The organism is Roseomonas rosulenta (assembly GCF_016106005.1).
GTDB lineage: Bacteria > Pseudomonadota > Alphaproteobacteria > Acetobacterales > Acetobacteraceae > Neoroseomonas > Neoroseomonas rosulenta.
The window spans coordinates 1-23,618 of record NZ_JACADR010000043.1 but is presented as its reverse complement, the minus strand read 5'-3'; the positions used below and the strand labels follow the sequence as shown (position 1 = coordinate 23,618).

Genomic DNA, 23,618 nt, shown 5'->3' with positions numbered 1-23,618 from the left:
AAGACCACAGCTCTTCCGATCTGTGCCGGCCAGTTCGTGGCCGGGAATCGCGCGCCGCCCTCCGGCGCGCAGTCCGTCGCGCGCCGGACGGCCGCCCGTCCAGGCGTCTGGCCGCCGCGCCCGCGCCGAGGCTGCGAAGGCGTGGCCCACAGCCTGCCCGCAATGCGGTGGAGGAAGCCGGCAAACATCGCCGGCTGGAGCGCCCGGGCGTCAGCCGCGGTGGCAGGATCGCCTGCCTTGGCGCCTTCGACCGCGACGTCATCATGCGAGGCGCCGACGCTGAGCGCGAAGGCTTCTCCGGACGAATGCGGCGCTGCCGCGCCGATCCCGTGCGCCGTCGGGGGGCGGTTGGGCGCGCGCGCACCGCCAAGACTCCTGCCAATAGAACCAAGGTGCGTCGCGCACGACACGTCATCGCTCTCCATCGAAGCCGACCACGCAACCCACGGTTTATTGGATCTGCTGGCGTCCAGCCGTCGGGGACAGTGTTGGTCCTGGAATCGCGCGGCACGAAGCGCTATCGTCACGCACCGCCCGACGTGTCCGAATCTCCTGCGGAATTCATTCGGGTCTTGCCAGATCTGTACGTCGTCCCCACCGCATTGCCGTCGGACTGGCTCGTTCTTGTGGCCTTATGGAATAGCATCGCATGTCGATCGCAGCTCTCACCGTCGATCCTGCCCGCCTGCCGGCGTTCAATGTGGTGCAGGCCACCGACCCGGCGGAACTCGATGCGCATTCGCGCGTGAGCGATCGCTTTCCCGCGAACAGCCGCATGTACAAGTACAGCCTGCGGGACCGCACGGTGCGCGCCATGCGCTTCGAACAGCCGATCTTCGGCCTGGCGATCCGGGGGAGCGGGCCGATCCTCGCGAGCCTCGGCGAGAACCGCTTCGCCACCGACGTCGCCATCGATGGCGATGTCGACGAATATTTCGGCTTCGCGATCATGCTGGCCGGCGGGATGACGCTGGTCCAGAACCGTCAGGAGGCAACGGCACATGCGGGCCAGGGCCTCGCCTACCGCACCGGTCCCGCTTCGCGGTTCACGATCGGCGACGATTGCCTGCGGACCAGCGTCTTCCTCAAGGTCGGGGAGGTCGTGAAGGTGCTGGAGCACCTGCTCGATGCGCGCCTGCGCATGCCGCTGGAATTCCGGCCCGAGGTCGATTGGACCCGCGGCCTCGCGGCCAGCCTGAAGCGGCAGTTCGATGTCGTGCTCGAGGAATTCGCGCGGCCGGATGGCATGGCCGACAATCCCGTGGCACTCGCGGCGATGACCGACCTGCTGGCCAGGCTGGTGCTGGTCGCCGTTCCGCACAACCATTCCGACCGGATGGAGGCCGGCCGCGCCGCGGTGGTTCCGGCCTATGTCCGGCGGGCCGAGGACTTCATGCGCGCGCATTGCGCGGAGCCGATCCGCATGGCCCAGGTTGCCGACGCGGCCGGCTGCAGCCTGCGCACGCTGGATGCGGTGTTCCAGCAGTTCCGCGGCACCACGCCGCTCAGCGCGCTGCATGGCATCCGGCTGGAGCAGGTGCACCGCGAACTCAGCCTCGCCGGGACCGATGCGCCGCCCGCCGCGATCGCGCGGCGCCACGGCTTCACCAACGCCTCGCGCTTCGCCGCGGCCTTCCGGCGCCGCTTCGGCGAGACGCCCGCCGAGGTGCTGCGGCGCGCCAGGCGGTCTTAGGCGGCCCCGCGGCGCTTCAGCCCGGCAGCGCCGGCGCATCCCCCGCCGCCCGCAGCGCGCCCCACAGCGCCACCGCCACCGAATCCAGCACCGGGATGCCGGTCTCGGCGCGCACCAGGCGCGCGGCCTCGAGTCCGCGGAAATTGGTGCAGTGGATGGCGATGGCGTCGCAGCCCTCGGCCGCGACCTCGCGCACCAGGCGCGTGACCAGCGCGTCGGAATGCTCCGCGAAGGAGTAGTTGCCGGGGTCTTCGAGGTGGCGTTCGGCCGCGGTCTCGAAGCCCGCGGCCCGCAGGTTCGCCAGGATGGCGGCCTGCACGCTGGACAGGTAGGGCGTCACCAGGCCGATCCGCCGCGCCCCCAGCGCGCGCAGTGCGTCGTGCAGCGCAAGCGTTGCGGTGGTGCAGGGCAGGCCGGTCGCCGCGGTGATCGCCCCGCAGAGCGCGCGGTCGGCCTCGAGGCCGAGCCAGGATCCCGAGGTGCCGTTCCAGCAGATGGCATGCACCTTCGCATCGGCCAGCATCTGCGCGGCCGCGACCATGGGGGCGGGGTCGAACTGGCCGGTCGAACCATCCTCCAGCGTGATCGACAGCACCCGCAGGCGCTGGAAATGCGCCGTGACGTGCGGCGTGTCGGCCAGCAGCGCGTAGGTCGCGGGCTCCAGCACCGTGTTCGAGGACGGTGTGAGCATCCCCAGGCGGATCGTGCTCATCCCCCGGTCGCAAGCCTCGGGTCGTTCTGCCCGCGCGTGGCCCAGCCGGTGGTGCGTTCCTCGATCGAGGCGGCCACCCAGTACATGCCCACGCCCATGATCCCCGTCACGATCAGCCCGGCGAAGACCAGCGGCACGTCGAAGCGGGAGGATGCGACCAGCATCAGGTGCCCGATGCCGACATTGGCGGCCACCGTCTCGCTGATGATGGAGCCCACGAAGGCGACCGTGATCGCGACCTTCAGCGAGGCGAAGAAATAGGGCATGGCGCGCGGCAGCCCGACCTTGGTGATGATGTCGCGCGGCTTCGCCCCGAGCGCGCGCAGCACGTCGCGCAGTTCGGGTTCCACGGTCGCGATCCCGGTCGCGACATTCACCACGATCGGGAAGAAGGAGATCAGGAAGGCGGTCAGCACCGCCGGCCAGAAGCCCGCGCCGAACCAGATCACCAGGATCGGCACCACCGCCACCTTGGGCACCGAGTTGAACGCGATCAGCAGCGGATAGAGCCCGCGATAGACCAGCACCGAGGATCCGATCATCACGCCCAGCAGCAGCCCGAAGACCACCGCCATCAGGAAGCCGACCACCGTGGTCTGCAGCGTCGCCCAGGAATTGATCAGCAGCGGGCTCCACCACTTCACCATGCTCTCGGCGATCACGCTGGGCGCGGGCAGGATGAAAACCGGGATGTCGAAGGCGCGGCAGGCGACCTCCCACACCGCGAACATGCCGGCGATGACCAGCCAGGGCAGGGCGTTCTCGAGCCGGCGGCGGCGGCGCGCGGCCTCGGCCAGGGCTTCGGCGCTACGCGGCGGCATCGGCGGCCTCCCCCTTGCGGGCCTCGGAGATGCGGTCGCGCAGTTCATGCACGATGGCCTGGAACTCGGCCGTGTAGGTGAGGTCGAGGCTGCGCCGCCGGCCATAGGGCACGCTGCGCTCGGCAATGATTCGCCCTGGCCGGTTCGACATGATCAGCACGCGGTCGGACAGGTAGACGGCTTCCTTGAGGTCGTGCGTCACCAGGATGACGGTGGGGCGGCGCGCGATCCAGACGTCCTGCAGCACGTCCCACAGGTCCTCGCGCGTGAAGACATCGAGCGCGCCGAAGGGCTCGTCCAGCATCAGCAGCCGCGGGTCGTGCACCAGGGCGCGGCAGAGCGAGGCGCGCTGCTGCATGCCGCCCGAGAGCTGCCAAGGGAACTTCGCCTCGAACCCCGCGAGCCCGACCAGCTTCAGCAATTCGCGCGCCTTGTGCTCGTAGTGGCCGCGCTGGCTGCGCAGTTGGCGACGATGCGGCTGCACGACTTCGAGGGGCAGCATCACGTTGTCGAGGATGTTGCGCCAGGGCAGCAGGGTCGGGTTCTGGAAGGCCATGCCGGCGATCGAGAGCGGCCCGGCGACTTCGCGCCCATCGACGATGACGGTGCCCTCGGTGGGCGGCCAGAGCCCCGTGACCAGGCGCATCAGGGTGGACTTGCCGCAGCCCGAGGGCCCGACGACGGCGACGAATTCGCCGTCCGCGACGTCGAGGCTGGTGCCCTTGAGTGCGAGGGTCCCTTCCACGCCGCCATAGCGCATGGCGACATTGTCGATCTGCACGAAGGGTGGCGCTGCGGTGTTCATGCCGTGGTCCTGGCACGTTGCGTGCCGGGTTTGTGTGTATCGCCGGGGGGGCGGTGGCCGTCGGCCCGGGCCCGCCCTGGTGACAGACAAAAGAAGGAGGGGGCCCGGGGGAGTTCCCTCCCCCGGCGCGTCCTTCAGATCCGCCGGTCGGCCGCCGGCGGCAGGAAGTCGGTGGTGTAGATCTGCGCCGCCTGGAGCCGCGGCGTCAGGTTGTAGGCCTCCTCCACCGCCACGATCCCCGCCTGCAGCCGCGCGGTGTCTACCGCCGAGATGCCGTTGGCGCGGACATTGTCGGTCAGGATGACGCGCTCGAGGTTGAGCTCGTGCCGTTCGCGTTCGAGCGCCACGTCGGTCAGCGGCTCGACGCGCTTCAGCACGTCGAGCATCTCGGCGCCGTTGCGGATGGTTTCGATGTAGGCCTTCATCAGCGCCGCGGTCGCGCCGCGCACGGCCTCCGGGTTGCGCTCGAGGAAGGCGCGGGTGGTCAGGATGGCGCCGCCATACAGGTTCAGCCCGTGGTCGTAGTACATCATCACGCGCTGCTGGTTGTGCGCGAGGCCGATCCCCTTGAGCGCGAGGGCCGAGGTGGTGACGAAGCCGGTGACGCCGTCCGCCTCGCGCCGCACCAGCATGGGCTCGCGCAGCGCGGGCGTGACCGAGAGGAAGGTCACCTTCGAGGCATCGATCCCGGCAGCCTTGGCGAAGGCGGGGAACAGCTGGCGCCCGGCGTCGAAATCCGGTGCGGCGAGGCGCTTGCCTTCGAGGTCCTTGGGCGTGCGGATCGGCCCGTCGGCGCGCACGATGGCGCACAGCGGCGAGCGGTCGTGCAGCACCGCCACCGCGACGATGCCGCGGTCCGGGTTCTCGGCCATGAAGCGGATGGTCGGGTTGATGTCGGCATAGCCCATGTCGTAGCTGCCGCCGGCGAGTGCGACGGGCACCGCGCCGCCGCCCTGGCCGCGATCCACCTGCACATCTACGCCGGCGGCGCGGAAATAGCCCTTCTCGCGCGCCAGCAGGGCGAAGGCGTTGGGCGACTGGAAGGCCCAGTCGAGCATGAGGCGCACCCGCGGCGCCTGGGCGCGCGCGGCGAGCGGGGCGGCCAGCGTGCCGCCGGCGGCGAGGAGCGCGGCGCGCCGCGAGAAAGCCAGGACCATCATTCGTCTCCCTGCGGACCGGGCGCAGCCGGCCGTTCCGCCTTCCTGCGGCATCACTGCCCGGGCGCGCAAGGCCGGGCGATGATGAGGCGGGAGGAATCGCAGGGCGGGGCGGAACTCCTGCCCAATCCGCAGGCGGCCGGTGCCCGGGTTCCGGGCGGCCGGCCGGTGCGGATCGGGGGCTACCGCATCGGCTCGATCGAGATCGCCAGCGCCTCCTCATAGACCATGTCGACCTGTTCGCCCGTCCGCAGGCCCAGGATGAAGGCGCGCGTGTCGAGGTTCTCGGCCGTCACGGTGCGCGTGAGGCCGCCGGGCCCGACGAAGCTGACCGTACCGCCGAGGCGGTCCACATCGGTGATGGTCACGCGCCCGGAGCGCACGCGGGTGACCTCACCGCCCGGACGCGATGCCTCGCGGGCGATCGCGACGCCGGCGAAGGGGATGCTGCCGGGGGCGCCGGGCCGCACCGCCTGCGCCGCGAGCGCCTGGTAGTAGCGCACGGTCACGCGGTCACCCGACCTGATCTGGTCGAGCCGCTGCACCGCCCGCCCTGCGACGACGGTGAGGAGCTTGCCGGTCTGTGCGCCGCCCTGGCCGCGGAGCAGAATCTCCCGCGCCTGCGGGTCGACCGTCTCGACGACGCCCACGAGGGTGGTGGTGCGCTCCGCCTCGACCGAGGTGCAGGCGGCGAGAAGCGGGAGGATCAGGAGGGTGCGGCGCTGCATCGGGGGGCTCCGTGTTGCGGGCGGGCGCGGCCGGGTGCGGCCGCGCGTGAACCTTGCGGCCGGATCGGTGGGCGCGTGATGATGCAGATCAACATACCGGCGCCGGCGCTCCGCCTTGCTTGCGGCGGCGCGGCAGGCGGTTGCATGCGTTGGCGTGACGGCGAGCCGCTGCCCGGCGGGCAGGGCCAGGCAATGGTTGCGGTCGTCGCGCGAGAGACCGGTCCCGGTCAGGCCTCCGGGCCGTAGTCGGCGAGTTCCGGGCGCATCGCCTCGATCACGAAATCCACGAAGGCGTCCGGGGCGTCGAGGTAGAATTCACGGTCGGAATAGGCGCCGACCGCGGCCTCCATGCCCCGTTCGCCGAGCCAGGTGGCCAATGCCTCGAGGTCCTCGCGCGGCGTCTCGCTGAGGAAGGCGACCTGCGATCGCCGCTTGTCGACATCGCGGTTCGTGGTCTCGCTGCGGCTGAACTGGAGGTCAACATTTGCGCCGGGCTGGCGCAGCCAGATCGAGCGTTCGGTCCGGCGCAGCACGACGAAGCCGAGGCGGGAGGTCAGCATCGCGACGACGGTGTTGAAATGCGCGGGGTTCAGCCGGTTTGCGACGTGGTTGAACTGCACGGCACAACCTTCTGAAATAACGTCAATCAAGCCGCGCCCCTGACCGCCGTACCGCGTCACCCCACCGTTCATGCTCGGCGGCGAGGAAGCGAGCGAAGCCGTCGGGGTCGCCGCCGATCGCCTCGACCCCGAGCGTGTCCAGGCGGGCGCGGATCTCGGGCGCGCGCAGCGCCACCGCGCAGGCAGCGGCCAGCCGGGCGGCGATCGCGGGGTCGGTGCCGGCGGGCAGCAGCGCGCCCTGCCAGACCGTGACGTCGAAGCCGGGCAGGGCGGCCTCGGCCACTGTCGGCACCGCCGGCAGGGCTGAGGCGCGACGGCTGCTGCTGACCGCGAGCGCGCGCAGCTGCCCCGCCGCGATCGCGCCGGAGGAGGAGATGATGTTGTCGAAGGCGATGGCGACGCGCCCGGCCATCAGGTCGGTCAGCAGCGCCGGGCTGCCGCGATAGGGCACATGGACCATGTCGATGCCGGCGGCCGCCTTGATCATCTCCATCGCGAGGTGCCCGGCGGTGCCGTTGCCCGCCGAACCGTAGGAGATCGACCCTGGTGCCGAGCGCGCCGCGGCGATGAGCTCGGCCAGCCCGCGCTGCGGCAGGTTGGGGGCGGCCACCAGCACATAGGGGGCGGAGGTCAGCAGCGAGACCGGCACGAAGCCGTCCACGGGGTCGAAGGGCAGGCTGCGGAACAGGTAGGCGTTGATGACGTGGCTCGGGCCGGTCAACAGCAAGGTGTATCCGTCCGGCGCGGCGCGGGCGGCGGCCTCGGTGCCGATGTTGCCTGCCCCGCCGGGCCGGTTGTCCACCACGACCTGCTGGCCGAGGCTCTCCTGGAGCTTCTGCGCCAGCGCGCGGGCCACGGCGTCGGCGCCGCCACCGGCGGCGAAGGGGACGATGATGCGCAGGCTGCGCGCCGGCCAGGGGTCCTGCGCGCGGGCCAGGGCGGGGGCCAGGAGCACCGCGGGCACGAGGCCCAGCAGGCTGCGGCGCGCGATGGTGGCCGTCATGGCAGCGGCTCCGGGCTGGGCTGGCGGGAGCTTTGGCCTACCCCGCCCGGCGGTCAAGCATGCGCCGGTCAGGGCGGGTCCATGAAGGCCGAGGCCGCCGAGGCGCGCGCCAACAGGGAGCGCATCGCCGGATTCTCGTGTCCCTCATGCGCGGTCAGCGCATCCATCGGGCAGAAGTATTCGTGCGGATGCGGCATCTGGTGGCGCGCGAAACCCTGGTAGTGGTCGCGCTGCAGGCCATAGAGCACGCGCAGGTCGCGCACCGGAACGGTGAGCGAAGCGGCCGGCTCGCTGGTCAGGAACGGGATGATCAGCCAGCGCGGCGTGCTGTCGTTGGCCTGCAGTGGCGCCAGCAGCCAGGGCAGCGGGCAATGCGCCAGCAGCGAGATGGTCGAGGGCGCGAAGCGCGACCGCTTGTCGAGCAGGTTCTGGAAGGTCGAACATGCCTCGATGCAGAGGATGTCCGCGTAGGGATCCTCGGGCGAGCCGCCGAAATGCAGCCAGAGCCCGTCCGGGATGGTGCGCATCCGGTCCGATCCGGGGATCTTGAGGTAGGGCTGGGCGACCGGCTCCCCGTCGCTGGGCCGGCCGCGCAGCCAGGCGCCCTCGGTGCCAAGGCTGGACGCGCCCGGTGGGCGCTGCGGCCAGGTCTTGAGCCGGTCGCGGATGATGGTGTCGAGACGCGCGGGACGGCGCTCTAGGCGGCGGACTTCGCTCATGACAGGAATTTACGACCCCAAATATCAACTTATGAGCGAATAAAGGGGCACGATTGATCGCCGGGCAAGCGAAAAGCGCATTTCTCGCGCTGTGAAAACGAGAATTGACGAAGGAAAAACGCGAGTCATCGTGACGTGCTGACGGGCGTTCTTGATGCGCAGGTTCAAGTCCTGGCGGTAACAGATTAAGTTGAATCCCGAATCGCGCCCGATGGCCGCAGGCCCACGATCCGGCCGGGTGTCAGGCCGCTCGCGCGGCCCGACCGTCACTCCTTCGGCGGGCGCGTGGTGGCTGAAATGCGGTCGGTCCATGCCAGCACCAGCGCACCGACCAGGAACATGGCGTGCAGCCCCATCGCCCAGGCCAGCGTCCGGTCGGAATAGCTGTCGGCCCGCAGGAACTGCTGCAGCAGCTGGATGGAGGAGATGGCGACGATCGACCCCGCCAGCTTCACCTTGAGGTTCCCCGGATCCAGCTTGCGGATCCAGGACATCCCGCCCGCCTTGCTCTCGGCGTCGAAAGGCGTGACCAGGCTGTCCCAGGAGGCGAGGATCACCATCACCACCAGCGCCGCCACCAGCGTCCAGTCCAGCAGGTGCAGCAGGTCGAGCAGCGCCTGGTCCTCGGGCGAACTGAACACGCCCGAGCCGAACTTCACCAGCTTGGTCAGGAATCGCGCCGCGAACAGCGCCAGCGCTACCGTCAGCCCGAGCAGGAAGATCGCCGCGATCCATCGGCTGGCGAGAATGACACTGGTGAGAATCGGCCGCATGGGATGAACCTCCGGCGCGGCTTATGACCGATGTTTGCCGCGGGAGGGAGGGAGAGCCCATGACGATCCGGCGCCTTGCGGAGGAACAGCGCCTGTCCGGCGCGGTGGTGGCCGGCGGCACGGTCTGGCTGGCCGGCCAGGTGGCCGACGATGCGAGCCTCGATGCCGAGGGCCAGACCGCCGATATCCTGCGCCAGATTGATGCCCTGCTGGCCGAGGCCTGCACCGACAAGCGCGCCCTGGTCAGCGTGACCGTGGTGCTGGCCGATATCCGCGACGCGCCGGCGATGAACCGCGCCTGGGATGCCTGGCTCGACCCCGCGCACAAGCCCGCCCGCATGACCATCGAGGCGCCCCTGGTCGACCCCGCCTGGCGGGTCGAGATCACCGGCGTGGCCCTGGCCCCCTGACCATGCTGCCGGGCGGCAGGCACGCCGCGTTGCCGGAGGGCTGGCTGCGCTCGGTCGTGATGACGCTCGCCTTCGGGCTGCTGGTGGCCGGCGGCCTGGCCGACCAGGGCACGATCTTCCCCTTCCTCGTGATCGGCGTCGCGGCGCTGGGGCTGGGCACGCTCTACCTGCTGTTCCCGCACGGGCTGCATTTCGCCTTCGGCACCAGCGCGGGGCTCGCGGTCTATGCCTGCCTGTTCGCGGTGATGGGCCGCGCCGCCTTTCCCGCCGCGCCGGACGGGGCGCGCGCCGTGGCGTTCCTGCTGCCGGTCGTGGCCTTCCTCGCCGCGGTCTGGGTGCGGCGCCGCTCGCTGCGCCTGGTGGCGGAGGCCGAACGCCCCTTCGACCTCGGCCACCTGCCGCGCATGGCGCGTTGGCTGATCCCGGTCTGGGCGGTCGGGGCCTTTGCGCTCGCGCTGCCGGTCAACCGCCTGCCGGTCTTCGACCAGGGGGCGGCGCTGCTCGGCGCCATGCTGGTCATCGCGATCGTCGTCGCGGCCTCGGTCCGCGGGGTGGTGCTGCTGCTGACCGACATGGCGCTGATCACCGAGGAACTGGCCCAACGCGCCGCGCGCATGCTGGTCCCGGTGGTGGCCTTCCTCGCCATGTACGCCATGCTCGTGATCCTGTTCGCCTGCTTCTACCGGATCGCGCAGGGGCTCTCGATGCATGCGCTGTTCCATGGGCCGCAGGGGCCGGTGCCGCTGCCCTTCCCGGACGCGCTGTATTTCTCCCTGGTGACGCAGGCGACCGTCGGCTACGGCGACGTCACGCCGCATGACGACGGCATCCGGCTGCTGGCATCGATCCAGGTGGTGGCCGGCCAGGTGCTGCTGCTGTTCGGCTTCGCCGAGATCATGCGCACGCGCCGCGTCCTGGGGGCCGAGGCCGCCACGAAGCGCCCCGGTCCCGCCGGGGACTAGGCGGCTTTCCGCCGCAATCGCGGACCAGCATGACCACACTGGACAAGGACACGGAACGGCGATGGTGACCCCCGAATTCTGGCGCGGCCGGCGGGTGTTGGTGACCGGGGGCGCGGGCTTCCTGGGGTCGAACCTCTGCCATGCCCTGGCCGGGCTCGGCGCGCGGGTCACCGCGCTCGATGCCATGATGCCCGATGGCGGCGCCTCGGCCCGCAACCTCGAAGGGGCGGGCGTGCTGCTGGTGCGCGGGGACATCCGCGACACCGAACTGCACTCGCTCTGCGAGGGCGTGGACGTGCTGTTCAACATGGCCGCGCAGACCTCCCACATGGGCGGCCAGAAGGACCCCGTCGCCGACATCGCCATCAACGCGGTGGCCCAGGTGCGCCTGATCGGCGTGATGCGGGAGGTCGCGCCCAAGGCGACCGTCGTGCATGCCTCGACCCGCCAGTTCTACGGCCGCCCGCGCGCCCTGCCGGTCGATGAGCTGCACCCGGTGAACCCGCCCGACGCGAACGGCGTGTCGAAATGGGCGGGCGAGCAGTACTGGCTGCTGGAACAGCGCGTCCATCACCGCCCGGTCGTCTCGCTGCGCCTGACCAACTGCTACGGGCCGCGGCTGCGCATCAGGGATGCGCGCCAGACCTTCCTCGGCATCTGGATCCGCCGCGTGCTCGAGGGCGAGCCCTTCGAGGTCTGGGGCGGGGCGCAGCTGCGCGACCTGACCTATGTCGAGGACGTCACCGAGGCCTTCCTGCTCTCCGCCGAAAAGGCTGAGAAAACAGCGCTTTCCGGGCAGGTTTTCAACCTTGGCGGAAGCCCGCCCACATCGCTGCTCGACCTCGCGAACCGCCTGATTGCCGCCAATGGCGGGCAGGGGTCCTTCGAGACTCGCGAATTCCCCGCCGACCGCGCGCCGATCGACATCGGCTCCTATGCCGCCGACGACAGCGCCTTCCGCAAGGCTTCGGGCTGGGCGCCGAAGGTTGATCTCGACGAGGGGTTGCGCCGCTCCCTCGCGTGGTATCGTCCCCGCCTCGCCGACTACCTGTAAGGCCTCCCGCCATGAACGCCCCGACCCTCGCCATGATCCCGCAGGCCGACCCCGGCGCGGGCTACCGCGCCCAGAAGGCGGAGATCGACGCTGCCGTCGCCCGCGCGCTCGACTCCGGCTGGTACATCCTCGGCAAGGAGGGGGCCGCCTTCGAGGCCGAATTCGCCGCCTGGCTCGGTGCGGACCAGCACGCGGTCGGCTGCGCCAACGGCACGGATGCGATCGCGCTGATCCTGCGCGGCCTCGGCATCGGGCCTGGCATGAGCGTCGCCACCGTCTCGCATACCGCGGTCGCGACCGTCGCCGCGATCGAGATGGTGGGCGCGACGCCCCTGCTGCTCGACATCGATCCCGACACCTACACCATGGACCCGGACGAGCTGCTGAGCGTGCTCGACCACCCGCCGCCCGGCCTGCCGCCGATCAGGGCGGTGATCCCGGTCCACATCTACGGCCAGGCCTGCGACCTCGGGCCGATGCTGGAAGCCTGCGCCGCCCGCGGCATTCCGCTGATCGAGGACTGCGCCCAGTGCCACGGCGCGACGCTCGATGGGCGCATGCTCGGCACGCTGGGCACCGCCGCGGCCTTCAGCCTCTATCCCACCAAGAACCTCGGCGCGCTCGGGGATGGCGGCGTGCTCGCCACCGCAGATGCCGAACTCGCCGAACGCATCGCCGCCATCCGCCAATACGGCTGGAAGGAGCGCTACATCAGCAGCATGGTCGGCGTGAATTCCCGCCTCGATGAGGTGCAGGCCGCCATCCTGCGGGTGAAGCTGACCGCGCTCGACGCCGGCAATGCGCGCCGCCGTGCCATCGCCGGCGCCTATGACGAGGCTCTCGCCGGCTCCTCCCTCGCGCCGCCGCACCGCCGCCCCGGCGCCGAGCACGTCTTCCACCAGTATGTGCTGCGCACCGAGGACCGTGCGGCCATCCAGGCCCAGCTCAAGGCCCAGGGGATCGGCACCGGCATCCACTACCCCGTCCCGGTCCACCTGCAATCCGCCTACAGGGATCGCACGCCGTTGGGTCCGGCCGGCTGCGCGGAGACGGCGAAGGCCGCCGGCGAAGTGGTCAGCCTGCCGATGTATCCGGAACTGACGGATGCGCAGGTGGAGCGGATCTGCGGGGCGTTGCGCGGGTTGTGACGTTGGCGCGGGGAGGGCTCTGCCCTCCCTCCTGACCTTGGCGGCAGCGCCCCCCTTGCGCGAGCCTCACGCCGCCGCGCGCCGCCCCCAGCCCGGGTTCACCATGGGAGATCCGGCGTTCAGCCGGTTCCGGGCCTGCGCGTATTCCGCCGCCAGCCGATCGACCAGCGCGGCCGTGGGCACCACCGCGTCGATGCCGCCGACCGACTGCCCCGCACCCCAGATGTCCTTCCACTTCCGCTTGCGGTCGGTGCCGAAGTTCATCTGCGATCCCTCGACGCCGCCCAGGTTGTCCGGGTCGAGCCCCGCATTGCGCAGCGAGGGCTTCAGGTAGTTACCGTGCACCCCGGTGATCAGGTTGGTGTAGACGATGTCCTGCGCGCTGCTGTCGACGATCATCCGCTTGTAGTCCTCCACCGCACGCGCTTCCTGCGTGGCGATGAAGGCGCTGCCCATGTAGGCGAAGTCCGCCCCCATGGCCTCCGCCGCCAGGATCGACCGGCCATGGGCGATTGCGCCCGACAGGGCGATGGGCCCGTCGAACCAGGCCCGGGTTTCCTGCAGCAGCGCGAAGGGGGATTGCGCGCCGGCATGCCCGCCCGCGCCCGCCGCCACCAGCACCAGCCCGTCCGCGCCCTTCTCGATGGCCTTGTGGGCGAAGGTCTGGTTGATCACGTCGTGGATGATGTGGCCGCCGTAGGAATGGATCGCGTCGTTCACTTCCGGCCGCGCGCCCAGGCTGCTGATGATCAGCGGCACCTTGTGCTTCACGCACAGCGCCAGGTCCTGGTCGAGCCTGTCGTTCGAGCGGTGGACGATCAGGTTGATGGCGAAGGGCGCGGAAGGCCGGTCCGGATGCGCGGCGTCGTGTGCGGCGAGCCGTTCCTTGATCTCCGCCAGCCATTCGTCGAGCTGTTCGACCGGCCGCGCGTTCAGCGAGGGCATTGAGCCGATCACGCCCGAGGTGCATTGCGCGACCACCAGGTCGGGCACCGAGATGATGAACAGCGGCGATCCGATCAGCGGCAGGCGCAGCCGGCCCTTCAGGCTTTCGATCAGCGACATGCGGTTCCCCCGTGGCCTGTGTGGCGGGAGCCTCGCCGGTTCGCGCGCCAGTGTCGAGCGTGCCGGTGGTCCGCGCGCGATGCGCCGGCCAGGTGAGGCCGCCCGGCGTGCCGGTTGATGACCGGCAGCCTGCGCCGTGGCGCGTGCCGTCCTGCACTTGCGGGCCGGTTCGCCGCCGGGGCGGGCGAACTGCCCCCTGGCGGGGCAGATCAGGCCGCGAAGCCGCCCTCTTGCCGTGTTTTCGGACTCGCAATCGGCATCTTCGCGGGTGCAGCATCGCCGGCATGGACGATGCCGCCGCGCCCCCTGACCTGCTCGCCCGCCTGCGCGGCGCGCGCCAGGCCGCCGCCGCCGATCCCTTCGGCGATCCCGTGCTGCTGGTGGCGCTCGACATCAGCCGCGCCATGGATGAGGGACGCGTCGGCCTCGACGACCTCGGCGCGCTGATCGCCGGCCTGGCGCAGGATTCCGCGGCGGACCGTGCCGCGCGCCTCGCTGCCTATGTCGGTCTGGGCGAGGATGCCCCAGCGCTCGCGCGCATCGCCGTGAGCCTGGTGCGCCCGGATCCCGAGGACAGCCCGGTTCCCTTCGCCGCCTTCCGCGAGGCGGTGGAACGCCCCCGCTTCGCCGCGGTCTTCACCGCGCACCCCACCTTTTCCCTGCCGCTCGCCACCTCTACCGCGCTGGCCGAGGCGGCCTCCGGCGCACCGCTGCCCCAGGGGCTGTCGCACCGCCCCGCGCCGGTCACGCTCGCGCAGGAATTCGACCAGGCGGCGGCGGCCATCGCGCGCGGGCGCGATGCGCTGGACGACCTCTCGGCGGCGCTGCTCGACGCCGGGCGCGCTGTCTGGGGCGAGCGCGCGCTGGCGCTGCTGCCGCGCCCGGTGATCCTGTCGAGCTGGGTCGGCTATGACACCGACGGGCGAACCGATATCGGCTGGCAGGACACGCTGCGGCTGCGGCTGCGCATGAAGCGGCTGCAGCTGGATCGCCTGGCGGACCGGCTCGAACCGCTCGGCGACTGCGCGGCGCCGATCGTGGCGCGTGCGCGCGCCGCCGCGGCCATGGTCGCCGCGCAGGAAGCGGCCGCGCCCGAGAGGACCGAGGCCACCGCCGTGCAGGCCTTCGCCCGGCAGATGGTGGATGGCCGCGATGTCGCGCTCGCCACCCCCGATCCCCTGGTGGCGCTGTTCCCGGCGGCGATGGAGGCCGCGCCCGACGCCGCCGCGCGCGCAACGCTCGCGGTGCAGCGCGCCGGGCTGGTCGCGCATGGCCTCGCGCTGGCGCATACGCATGTGCGGCTGAACGCGGCGCAGATCCACAACGCGCTGCGCCAGCGCCTGGGCATCGCCGCCGCGCCGGAGGACCGCGCGGCGCGGCGCGGCCTGCTGGCGCAGGTGAACGCCGCGCTCGCCGAGGTCACGCCGCTGCCGGTGGATTATGGCGCGCTGCTGGCCGAGCAGGCCTCCGCCGTGCGGCTGATGATGACGGTCGCGCAGATGCTCAAGCACATCGATGCCAGCCAGCCGGTGCGCTTCCTGATCGCGGAGACCGAGACCGGCTACACGCTGCTCGGCGCGCTGTGGCTGGCGAAGCGCCTGGGCATCGCCGATCGCATCGAGATCTCCCCCCTGTTCGAGACGGCCGAGGCGCTGGAGCGCGGCGAGCGTGTGCTCGAGGAGGCGCTGCGCTCACCGCATTACCGCGACTACCTGCGCGCGCACGGGCGGCTCTGCCTGCAATTCGGTTACTCGGATTCAGGGCGCTATGTGGGGCAGCTCGCGGCGTCCTACCTCGCGGAACGGCTCAAGATCCGGCTGGCGGAGCTGCTGCGCCGGCACGCGCTCGAGGGGATCGAGTTGGTGCTCTTCGACACCCATGGCGAGAGCATCGGCCGCGGCGGGCATCCGGACAGCCTGGCGGACCGCTTCGCCTATCTCTCGCCGCCGGCGGCGCGCGCCGCGCTCGCCTCGGCCAACCTTCCGCTGCGCGAGGAGACTGCCTTCCAGGGCAGCGACGGCTACATGCTGTTCGGCACGGCCGCGCTGGCGCGCGCCACGGTCGCGCGCATCGCCGAGCATGCCTTCGGCCCGCTGCCTGCCGCGCCTGACCCGATCTATGCCGAGGCCGATTGGGCGGCGGATTTCTTCGCCACGCTCCGGCGCGAGATGGCGGCGCTGGTCGAGGACCCGGGCTATGCCGCGCTGCTCGGCGCCTTCGGCCCCGGGCTTCTCGACAGGACCGGCTCGCGCCCCGCCGCGCGGCAGGTGGACGGCATGGGCGGCGCCTTGCGCATCACGCATCCGTCGCAACTGCGCGCCATTCCGAACAACGCGATCCTTCACCAGATGGGCTGGCTGGCGAACACGCTGCACGGGCTGGGGGCGGCGGCGGCGGCGAACCCGGATGCCTTCGCCGACATGCTGGCACGCTCGCCACGCTTCGCCCGCGCGCTGGCCATGGCGGCGCGTGCTTCGGCGTGTTCCGACCTTGGTGTGCTGCGCGCGGCGGTGGACATGCTGGACCCGTCGCCCTGGCTCGACCGTGCCGGATTCACGAAGCGCCCCGGCCGGCGGGAGGCGCTGACGGCGGTGGCGCATGCGCTGGAGCGGCTCGACCTCTCGCCAGCCACGCGGCGGATGTTCCGCCGCCTGCAGGCCGACCACCAGGCGCTGCGCGCCGCCTGGCCCGACCTGCCTTCCATGCCCGACCGCCTGGTGCTGGTGCATGCGCTGCGGCTCTGCCTGGTGCAGCGGCTATGGCTGCTGGCGGTCTCGCTGCCCGAATTCAGCCCGCGCCATGGCGCGACGCGCGAGAGCCTGATCGCGCGGCTATTGCAGCTTGATGTGCCGCCGGTGCTCGATCTGCTGGGGCAGATCTTCCCCGCCGCGCCGGACCCGGCGACGGGGCTCGACTTCGCCGAGCCGGCCGCGCCGCGCGAGGGTGCGTCCTATGCCGCCGAGCACGCCGCGATCCTTGGGCCGATGGCGCGCTGCTTCGCGCTCGTGCGCGAATGTTCGGCGGTGGTGAGCCACGAGGTCGGGGCCTTCGGCTGAGGGCGCGATGCCGCGCCGGCGGGACACGCATCGCGCGCGGCCTTCGGCGAATCCGGCGGGTCTTGCCTCCTCCTGGGCGCCCAGCGCCTGCGCGCAGGCAGGGCGGGCGCGCCATGCGGCCTGCGGCCTGTGAAACGGTTCCGTGGCCGGTCCGCACCGCCGCGGCACGGTGGGGGATAATGCTTCGCCTGCTGCCCCTCATGATCCTGCTGCTCGCCGCGATGCCCGCCGCGGCGCAGCAACCCTGCCCGGCGCGCCGTCATGTCGATTGCGCCGGGGCTGCGCGCGCGGTGGAGGCGGCGATCGCGGGCGATCCCTGGCTTGCCCTGATCGACCAGGCCCAGCGCATGCGGATCGCGGAACTCGCGCCGCTGCTCGGCGCGCAGAGCGCCGCTGAACTGGCGGACCAGCAGGCCGCCTGGCGGCGCAGCCTGTCGCGGGACCTGTTCTTCCACCCCGACGGCACCCTCGACGAGGCGGACCCGCGCGGCGCCCTGCGTGGCGCCATGGAAGCCCGGCTGGTGCGGCTGATGCGCATCGAGCACGACCCGCCCGGGAGCATCGATGGCAACTGGGTCGGCGTGCAGGGGCAGGTGGTGGTCGAACGCGCTGGGGGCGGCCATTACCGCATCTCGGTCAGCACCATCGACGTCAATAATCTCGCCTGGATGTGCGACTACGACGGTGAGGGCGACACCACCCGCGTCGAATGGCTGGAGACCCGCGACGGCGCGCTGGAGCTTCGGCGGGAGGGTGCGATGCTGCGCGTGCGGATGCTGACGCGCCGCCCCTCGGATTTCTGCGGTGCGGCGGGCAGCATGTCCGGGCTGTATTTCCGGATCGGCAACGCGCCCTGATCAGAACCCGACGCAGGCGCTGCGATAGACCGTCAGCACCGACTGGTGGCGGAAGCGCGCCTTCCAGGTCTCCTCCACGGGTCGTATCCGCGCCCGTGCCGCAGCGGCATCCGCGCCTGGCAGCACCAGGACCAGCACCTTGCTCGCCTCCGACAGGATCGTGCCGTCGGGCCGGCGCCACTGGCCGCGGCCATCCAGCGCGGTCAGCCCATCGGGGAAGGCGGGCGTGACGGTGGCCGCGAGGAAGTCGCGCCACTCGGCCTCGGTGATCTCGGGGCCGTCGCGGCGGGAGCGGCCGAAATAGGCCTCGGCGATGGTGGCCTGGGTGGTGCCGTCGGGGCAGGCGGGCGGCGGCGCCGCGCAGGCTGCGAGCAGCGCGGGCAGCAGCAGCGCCGCCGCGCGCGCCATCATGCCGTGGTCGCCAGCAGCGCCACGCCGGCCGCAATCAGCCCGATCGCCGCGATCTTCTGCACGCCCAGCGACTCCCCGAACATGGCCCAGCCGATGATGGCGATCACCACGTAGGACGCGGCGGTGCAGGGGAGTGCGACGCTCATCGGGATCTTGCGCAGCGCCACTATATAAAGGAGTGCCGCGCCGCCGTAGCAGACCAGCCCGACCATCGTGGGCAGGCGGAACAGCTGGTGGATAAAGCCGCCATCCGCCGCCACCGCCCCCGACGCGCCGGACTTCAGCAGTACCTGCCCGACCAGCGAGGTGGTGATGGCCGCCGCAAGCGCGATCCAATGGGCGGTCATCGTGCGGCCCTCCGCGCGTTGGCGGTCATCGTGCGGCCCTCCGCGCGTGGGCGGTCATGGCGTCGTCTCCCGCGCGGCGATCACTTCGCGCACCACGCCCTGCGGCTTGCCGTTCGCCGACATGAAGGCGCGCCCGACATATTCGCCGAGCACGCCCAGGATCATGAACTGCACGCCCGCGATCAGCAGTGTCACGGTCATCAGCGAGGCCCAGCCGGAGGGTGTCTCGCCCAGCAGCGCCTCGATGACCACCCAGGCCGCCGCCAGCAGCCCGAGGAAGCCCATCGCTACCCCGGCCACCACCGCAAGGCGCAGCGGCAGCACCGAGAAATTGGTGGCGAGGTTCATCCACAGCCGGATCAGCCGGCGCATGGTGTAGTTGGACCGGCCCTCGACGCGGGCGAAGTGCTTGACCTCGATGCTGTCGAGCCGTTGCGTCACCTGCATCAGCAACCCGTCCACATAGGGGTAGGGGCCGCGGTACTTCACCACTTCGCCGACGGCCAAGGCCGACATGCAGCGGAAGGATGAGAGGTAAAGCCCCTTGGGCTTGTCCATGAGCTGGTCCGCCACCCAGTTGGCGAAGCGGGATCCGAGGTTGCGCCAGCCCTCATGCTCCTTCACGGCATAGCGCGTGTAGACCACGTCGAAGCCGCCCGTCCGCGCATGGTCGTAGATGCGGATCACCTCCTCGGGCGGGTTCTGCAGGTCGTCGTCCATGGTGATGACATAGGCGCCGCGGGCGTGGCGTAGCCCGGTCATGACCGCGTTGTGCTCGCCGAAGTTGCGCGCATGCTCGATATAGGTGAGCGGCACCGTGGCGGTCCGGGCGAGCTCGCGGCAGACATCGCCGGAATTGTCGGGGCTGCCGTCGTTCACCAGGATGATCTCGAGGCCGCCCTCGGGCCGCAGCGCCGAAAGGGCGGCGACCAGGGCGCCGACAGTGGCGGCGCCGCGATAGACCGGCACGACGATTGACAGGCCGACCGGGTGTGTCGCCCCGGCCGAGGTGGTGGACATGGAAGAACTCTCCGACATTCAGGGCCGCGTCGCGACCACCAGGATGGATCCGCCCGCAGGATAGCGCAGCCCGAGGCGGGCGAGGGCCCGTTCGGCCACGGTCACGCCATGTAGCGTGGCATCCAGCCATGGCGGGAAGGGGGCGACGTCGCTGCTGTCATGCGCCGCATCCGACTTCAGCACCTTGCGCTGCAGGACCATGAGCGGCAGCAGCAGTGCGTTCCAGTAGCGCGCCTCGACGGCGGCGAATCCGGCCCGCCCGACCAGCGCGCGCGCCCCGCCGGCGGTGAATCGCCGTGAGTTGTGCACACGTTCGTCATGCGCCGAATGCATCCAGTCATAGGCCGGAAGGTTCAACACCAGCGTCCCGCCCGGCGCCAGCACGCGATGGAATTCCGCTAGCGCGGCCGGCGGGTCGACCGCGCGGTGGCACAGCACGTCGCAGGAGGTGAGCGCCGCGAAGACGCCGGGTGCGAAGGGCAGGCGGTTGGCATCCCCCGCCGCCGCCGCCGCGCCGGATTTTCCCGCCGCCCGCAAGGCGGCCGCCGGGTTGAAGTCCAGCCCGACAAGCGGGCGCCCGAGCACGCCCATCCGGCGCAGCAGCCCCCCGGTCCCGCAGCCGGCATCGAGAACCGCGCCCGGCGGTCCCGGGCGGCGGGCCAGCGCATCGGTCACACGGGCATGGAGCGCGCGGTACCACCACATGCGCTCCTCGGCCGCATCCATCAGGTCGTATTCGGCAGCTTCCACGGGCGTGTTCCATCGCACTGCAGCAAGGCCGGAACATGGCAGCCGCGGGTCGATACGGATGCGGGTTCGTGTTGCTTCTGGCGCGCATCGCGTCGAGGATACGCAACCCAATCCATGACCTTTCCCGCACAACGCTCCCCACCCATGCCGGCGCCGCGCGCCCGCACGCCGCGCCGCCCCGCCCGTGTCTGACGACGCGCGCCAGCGCATCCGCGGCCTCACCGTGCCCACCGGCGCGGAAGCCGTGCGCGGCATCCTGCTCATCCTGTCGGCCTACCTGGTCATCACCGGCGCCGACGTCGCGGTGAAATGGGCGCTGCCCGAGGTGGGCGTGGCGGTCTCGATGATCGCGCGCGGCGTGGTCGGCGCGCTGGCGGTGCTGGTGATCACGCGCGGGCGCGGCATCGCGCCAGTGAACCGGCGTCTGCTGGCGATCCGCGGCGTGCTGCATTGCGGCGTCTCGGCCACCTGGTACTGGGCCTGGCTGTCGGGCATGGCGCTGGTCGATTCCTATGCCATCGCCGCCGCCGCGCCGTTGCTGATGACCCTGCTCGCGATCCCGATGCTGGGCGAGAGGGTGGGCTGGCGGCGCTGGACCTCCACCACCCTGGGCTTCGCCGGCGTGCTGTTCATGCTGCAGCCAGGCGGCGACCTCTGGCGCTCCGAGACGGCCTTCCTGCTGGTGGCCGTGGTCGCCATGGCGGTGACGCGCATCTGGACGCGGGTGCTCTCGGCGACCGACGGGCCGGGGGCGATCGCCTTCTGGCTCATGGTGGCGCACGTGCCGATGGGGGTGCTGCTGCTGCCGGCCTTCCCGCCGCCCGCGGCGATCCCCGGGATCTGGGTGATCCTGGCGCTGGTCTTCTTCGGCGTGGCGAATGCCATCGCGCATATCCTGTTCGCGCGCGCCTTCGCCCTGGCACCCGTCTCGGCGCTGGCACCTTACGAGTATTCGCCGCTGCTGATCGGGGGCATCCTCGGCTTCCTGATCTGGGTCGAGATACCGGCCTGGACGACCGTGGGGGGGGCCGTGATCGTGATCGTCGCCGGGCTGTACAACCTGCACCGCGAAAGGGTGCGCCGCGCCGAAGAACGGCGGGACGGCTAGTGCCGCTGCGCCACGACATCCGCCGTGGCGCCCTGCTGATGCTGGGCGCCACGGCGCTCTTCACCATCATGTCGGCGCTGATCAAGGGCCTGAGCAGCAACATCCACTTCATCGAGACGATGTTCTTCCGATCCGCCTTCGCCCTGCCGGTGATGTTCGTCATCGCCGCGCGGGGGCGCGACTGGGGGCTGCTGCGCACGAAGCGCTTCCCCGGCCATGTCGTGCGCGCCTTCACCGGCACCATGGCGCAGGGCTGTTCCTTCTATGCGCTGACCGTCCTGCCGCTCGCGGAACAGACGGCGCTGACCTACACCACGCCGCTGTTTGTCACCCTGCTCTCCATCCCCTTCCTGGGCGAGAAGGTCGGCATCCACCGCTGGTCCGCCGTGCTGATGGGCTTCGTGGGCATCCTGGTGATCGCGCTGGGGCAGGGCGCCTTCCAGGGCGGTGGCATGCCCAGCACGGTGGTGCAGGTCGGCATGGCCGTGGCGGTGGCGCAGGGGGTGTGGTCGGCCATGACCACCCTGCTGGTGCGATCGCTCTCGGCCACCGAATCCTCGGCCACCATCGTGCTGTGGCAATCGCTGCTGATGACGCTGTTCACCCTGGTGGCCCTGCCCTTCGTCTGGGCCACGCCGAGCTTCTTCGAACTGGTGCTGCTGGTGCTGGTGGGGCTGATCGGCGGCGTGGCGCAGATCATGCTGACGGAAGCCTATGCGTCGACCCAGGTCTCCGCCCTCGGGCCCTATTCCTACACATCGATCCTGTGGTCGGTGGCGATCGGCTGGGTGGTCTTCTCGGATGCGCCGGGCTGGAGCACGCTGGCGGGCGCGGCGCTGATCGTCGCCTCCGGGCTCTATATCCTGCACCGGGAACTGCGCCGCAGCCGGCAGCGGAGGAACGAATGAGCATCCCCTTCCTCAAGGATGACACGCTGCCGCCGGGCGAGGTGCAGCAGGTCGCCCCCGGCGTGCGCCGCCTGCTCTGCGCCAACCCCGGACCCTTCACCTTCCGCGGCACCAACACCTGGATCATCGGGGAAGGGCTCTCGGTCGCGGTGCTGGATCCCGGGCCGGAGGACCCCGCGCATCTGCGTGCCATCCTGCGCGCGACGCATGGCGAGCGCATCACGCATATCCTCGTCTCCCATACGCATCGCGACCATTCGCCGGGCGTCGCCGCGCTGCGCGAGGCCACGGGTGCGACCAGCTTCGGCTTCGGCCCGCACCTGACACCGCCCGACCAGGGCGGGGAGGGCGGCGATCATGGCTTTCGCCCCGACGTGACCGTGCCCGACGGTGGGGAGGTCGGCGGGCTCGACTGGAGCCTGCGCGCCATCCACACGCCCGGGCATTGCGCCAACCACCTCTGCTTCGCGCTCGAGGGCACCGGCATCCTGTTCAGCGCCGACCACGTGATGTCGTGGTCGACCACCGTGGTCAGCCCGCCGGATGGCGACATGGCGGCCTATATGGCGTCGCTCGCGCGGCTGCGCGCGCGCGACGACCGGTTGCTGCTGCCCGGCCACGGCCCGCCGCTGCCCGACCCGCAGCCCTTCATGGCGGCGCTGGCGGCGCACCGGATCGAGCGCGAGGCGATGGTGCTGGACGCCCTGCGCGCGGCGAAGCGCGCCACCGCGCGCGACCTGGTGGGCGCGGTCTATGGCCCGGCGCTGGATGCGCGCCTGGTGCCGGCGGCGGCGCGCAGCCTGCTCGCGCACCTGGTCAAGCTGGCGGCGGAGGGTGAAGCGGCGCGCGACGGCGAGTCCTTCGAGGCGCGGTAGAGCAGATCCCGATCAGGTGGCATCGCCCGATCGGGTGACGATGCTCGCCAAGGCAACAGGCTGGAGGCGCCGCAGCGCGCCGAGGCGATGCGGCTCTTGCCCTCAGAGCGACGCCTCGGGATCCAGCCGGATCACGTAGGACCGCCAGTCGGCGCGCGCGGCGATGCGCTCATAGAGCGCGATCGCCCCGCGGTCGGCCTCGGGCACGATCCAGCGCAGGTGCGACCAGCCGCGCTCGCGCCCCAGCGCGCAGAGTGCTTCGATCATGGCGCGCGCGATGCCCCGCCCGCGGCTGTCCGGGCGGACGAACAGGTCGTCGAGCGCGCTGCAGCGCCGCGCGAAGACCGCCTCGGGCAGGTCGAAGAAGATGGCGAAGGCCAGGATGGCCTCGCCCTCCTGCGCCGCGAGCACCTCGGCGCGCGGATCGGCGGCGAGGAGTGCGGCGGCCGCGTCACCGGAGGCGGGGCGCGAGCCCGCCAGCGTGTCGCGCATCTCCGCCGCATAGGCTTCGAGCAGCGGTGCGAGGCGATGGCGCTGGTCCGGCGGCAGGGGCGCGATCATCATGCGGGACCTGGATGCGAAAGGGGCGCCGCCCGCCTGGGCGGACGGCGCCCCG

At 71.3% G+C, this 23,618-nt stretch carries 26 protein-coding genes; 10 read left to right on the top strand and 16 right to left on the bottom strand.

What is annotated here, in order from left to right; all coding sequences use genetic code 11:
- Positions 1-425: hypothetical protein (locus tag HW578_RS27745; protein ID WP_232478785.1), on the bottom strand; the 425-nt coding region annotated here is incomplete at its 3' end.
- Positions 426-649: 224 nt separating this feature from the next.
- On the opposite strand from HW578_RS27745, the gene HW578_RS08295 reads away from it, so the two are divergent.
- Positions 650-1,693, top strand: a complete 1,044-nt coding sequence (locus tag HW578_RS08295) for a helix-turn-helix domain-containing protein (protein WP_198370084.1) — start codon at positions 650-652, stop codon at positions 1,691-1,693.
- A gap of 16 nt (positions 1,694-1,709) precedes the next feature.
- On the opposite strand, the gene HW578_RS08290 is transcribed toward HW578_RS08295, so the two are convergent.
- From HW578_RS08290 to HW578_RS08250, 9 genes are all read right to left on the bottom strand, one after another.
- Complete coding sequence (locus tag HW578_RS08290; protein ID WP_198370083.1) at positions 1,710-2,405, bottom strand: maleate cis-trans isomerase family protein; 696 nt, start codon at positions 2,403-2,405, stop codon at positions 1,710-1,712.
- A complete protein-coding gene (locus tag HW578_RS08285; protein WP_198370082.1) occupies positions 2,402-3,226 on the bottom strand; it encodes an ABC transporter permease in 825 nt (274 codons plus the stop codon). Before HW578_RS08285 ends, HW578_RS08290 begins: the two co-directional genes overlap by 4 nt.
- Positions 3,213-4,031, bottom strand: coding sequence for an ABC transporter ATP-binding protein (locus HW578_RS08280; protein ID WP_198370081.1), 819 nt, complete (start codon positions 4,029-4,031; stop codon positions 3,213-3,215). The genes HW578_RS08285 and HW578_RS08280 overlap by 14 nt, the downstream gene beginning before the upstream one ends.
- A gap of 134 nt (positions 4,032-4,165) precedes the next feature.
- On the bottom strand, positions 4,166-5,191 hold the full coding sequence (locus tag HW578_RS08275) for an ABC transporter substrate-binding protein (protein ID WP_232478784.1): 1,026 nt from the start codon (positions 5,189-5,191) through the stop codon (positions 4,166-4,168).
- Between the two features lie 179 nt (positions 5,192-5,370).
- Positions 5,371-5,916, bottom strand: a complete 546-nt coding sequence (locus HW578_RS08270) for a hypothetical protein (RefSeq protein WP_198370079.1) — start codon at positions 5,914-5,916, stop codon at positions 5,371-5,373.
- Positions 5,917-6,143: 227 nt separating this feature from the next.
- Positions 6,144-6,536, bottom strand: coding sequence for a hypothetical protein (locus tag HW578_RS08265; protein WP_198370078.1), 393 nt, complete (start codon positions 6,534-6,536; stop codon positions 6,144-6,146).
- Between the two features lie 22 nt (positions 6,537-6,558).
- Positions 6,559-7,539 (bottom strand): Bug family tripartite tricarboxylate transporter substrate binding protein, encoded by a 981-nt coding sequence (locus HW578_RS08260; RefSeq protein ID WP_198370077.1) that lies wholly within the window; start codon positions 7,537-7,539, stop codon positions 6,559-6,561.
- Between the two features lie 68 nt (positions 7,540-7,607).
- Positions 7,608-8,258, bottom strand: coding sequence for a hypothetical protein (locus HW578_RS08255; protein ID WP_198370076.1), 651 nt, complete (start codon positions 8,256-8,258; stop codon positions 7,608-7,610).
- 266 nt (positions 8,259-8,524) lie between these two features.
- Positions 8,525-9,031 (bottom strand): YqhA family protein, encoded by a 507-nt coding sequence (locus HW578_RS08250; protein ID WP_198370075.1) that lies wholly within the window; start codon positions 9,029-9,031, stop codon positions 8,525-8,527.
- Between the two features lie 59 nt (positions 9,032-9,090).
- Here HW578_RS08250 and HW578_RS08245 point away from each other — a divergent pair, with 59 nt between their 5' ends.
- From HW578_RS08245 to HW578_RS08230, 4 genes are all read left to right on the top strand, one after another.
- The gene (locus tag HW578_RS08245) at positions 9,091-9,441 is read left to right on the top strand and encodes a RidA family protein (RefSeq protein ID WP_198370074.1); all 351 of its coding nucleotides are present in this window, start codon (positions 9,091-9,093) and stop codon (positions 9,439-9,441) included.
- 29 nt (positions 9,442-9,470) lie between these two features.
- Positions 9,471-10,403, top strand: a complete 933-nt coding sequence (locus tag HW578_RS08240) for a potassium channel family protein (protein WP_198370073.1) — start codon at positions 9,471-9,473, stop codon at positions 10,401-10,403.
- Between the two features lie 61 nt (positions 10,404-10,464).
- On the top strand, positions 10,465-11,457 hold the full coding sequence (locus tag HW578_RS08235; protein ID WP_198370072.1) for an NAD-dependent epimerase/dehydratase family protein: 993 nt from the start codon (positions 10,465-10,467) through the stop codon (positions 11,455-11,457).
- A gap of 11 nt (positions 11,458-11,468) precedes the next feature.
- Positions 11,469-12,605, top strand: a complete 1,137-nt coding sequence (locus tag HW578_RS08230; RefSeq protein ID WP_198370071.1) for a DegT/DnrJ/EryC1/StrS family aminotransferase — start codon at positions 11,469-11,471, stop codon at positions 12,603-12,605.
- Positions 12,606-12,671: 66 nt separating this feature from the next.
- Here the strand turns inward: HW578_RS08230 and HW578_RS08225 are convergent, their stop codons facing one another.
- Complete coding sequence (locus HW578_RS08225; protein WP_198370070.1) at positions 12,672-13,670, bottom strand: NAD(P)H-dependent flavin oxidoreductase; 999 nt, start codon at positions 13,668-13,670, stop codon at positions 12,672-12,674.
- Positions 13,671-13,954: 284 nt separating this feature from the next.
- Between HW578_RS08225 and HW578_RS08220 the strand changes: the two genes are divergently transcribed.
- Entirely contained in the window at positions 13,955-16,726 is a 2,772-nt protein-coding gene (locus HW578_RS08220) for a phosphoenolpyruvate carboxylase (protein WP_198370069.1), read from the top strand.
- Between the two features lie 179 nt (positions 16,727-16,905).
- Positions 16,906-17,583 carry a hypothetical protein gene (locus HW578_RS08215; RefSeq protein ID WP_198370068.1) on the top strand — a complete coding sequence of 226 codons (678 nt, stop codon included), beginning with the start codon at positions 16,906-16,908 and terminating at the stop codon, positions 17,581-17,583.
- Here HW578_RS08215 and HW578_RS08210 read toward each other — a convergent pair whose 3' ends face one another.
- Genes HW578_RS08210 through HW578_RS08195 form a run of 4 tightly spaced genes read right to left on the bottom strand, consistent with a single transcriptional unit; the run spans position 17,584 to position 20,111 of the window.
- Complete coding sequence (locus HW578_RS08210) at positions 17,584-17,994, bottom strand: DUF3574 domain-containing protein (RefSeq protein ID WP_198370067.1); 411 nt, start codon at positions 17,992-17,994, stop codon at positions 17,584-17,586.
- Positions 17,991-18,341, bottom strand: coding sequence for a DMT family transporter (locus HW578_RS08205; protein ID WP_198370066.1), 351 nt, complete (start codon positions 18,339-18,341; stop codon positions 17,991-17,993). Before HW578_RS08205 ends, HW578_RS08210 begins: the two co-directional genes overlap by 4 nt.
- 54 nt (positions 18,342-18,395) lie before the next feature.
- Positions 18,396-19,361: a glycosyltransferase family 2 protein gene (locus HW578_RS08200; RefSeq protein WP_232478783.1), complete on the bottom strand. Its 966-nt coding sequence runs from the start codon at positions 19,359-19,361 to the stop codon at positions 18,396-18,398.
- Between the two features lie 18 nt (positions 19,362-19,379).
- Entirely contained in the window at positions 19,380-20,111 is a 732-nt protein-coding gene (locus HW578_RS08195; protein ID WP_198370064.1) for a class I SAM-dependent methyltransferase, read from the bottom strand.
- A gap of 184 nt (positions 20,112-20,295) precedes the next feature.
- Here HW578_RS08195 and HW578_RS08190 point away from each other — a divergent pair, with 184 nt between their 5' ends.
- The 3 genes from HW578_RS08190 to HW578_RS08180 are packed head-to-tail and all read left to right on the top strand — an operon-like array spanning position 20,296 to position 23,002.
- Positions 20,296-21,219 (top strand): DMT family transporter, encoded by a 924-nt coding sequence (locus tag HW578_RS08190; protein ID WP_369407851.1) that lies wholly within the window; start codon positions 20,296-20,298, stop codon positions 21,217-21,219.
- A complete protein-coding gene (locus HW578_RS08185; RefSeq protein ID WP_198370063.1) occupies positions 21,219-22,127 on the top strand; it encodes a DMT family transporter in 909 nt (302 codons plus the stop codon). The genes HW578_RS08190 and HW578_RS08185 overlap by 1 nt, the downstream gene beginning before the upstream one ends.
- A complete protein-coding gene (locus tag HW578_RS08180) occupies positions 22,124-23,002 on the top strand; it encodes an MBL fold metallo-hydrolase (protein WP_198370062.1) in 879 nt (292 codons plus the stop codon). The genes HW578_RS08185 and HW578_RS08180 overlap by 4 nt, the downstream gene beginning before the upstream one ends.
- Before the next feature lie 102 nt (positions 23,003-23,104).
- On the opposite strand, the gene HW578_RS08175 is transcribed toward HW578_RS08180, so the two are convergent.
- A complete protein-coding gene (locus HW578_RS08175; protein WP_198370061.1) occupies positions 23,105-23,566 on the bottom strand; it encodes a GNAT family N-acetyltransferase in 462 nt (153 codons plus the stop codon).
- Between the last annotated feature and the right edge of the window lie 52 nt (positions 23,567-23,618).